The 372-nt window shown below is 54.0% G+C and carries 1 protein-coding gene; it reads left to right on the forward strand.

The window, feature by feature from the left end:
• On the forward strand, nt 1–281 hold a 281-nt coding region (locus AC1RPN_RS07925; RefSeq protein WP_481763013.1), incomplete at its 5' end, for an RNA ligase family protein.
• Nucleotides 282–372 lie beyond the last annotated feature (91 nt).

The raw sequence follows: 372 nt of genomic DNA on the forward strand, positions 1-372 counted from the left end.
ACGGCTTCTACGTGTATGACATCTTCGACATCGAGAATCAGGAATACCTGCGTCCTTCGGAAGTCGAACACATCGTACGTGAGCTGGGCCTGAAGCATGTGCCGGTCACCAGCTATTTCAAGCTGTCGAGCATTGCGAAAAACGCGAAAGACCTGCTGGCACGTGCCGAGGGTCAGGGCATCAACGGCCGTCCGCGAGAAGGTGTGGTCTACAAGCACGCTGATTCTGGCTTCTCGTTCAAAGCGATCAGCGATTCGTACCTGCTGAAGCATGGCGAGTGATGTGTAAATAGTAGAGGGTAGTGCTCAGGAAGATTTTCGGGTTCGATGAACAGCAGTTTCCGGCGCTTGCGGGTGCCACCTTCGCCTATCT

This window comes from Dellaglioa sp. CoH-57-MRSF-20, from assembly GCF_056781955.1.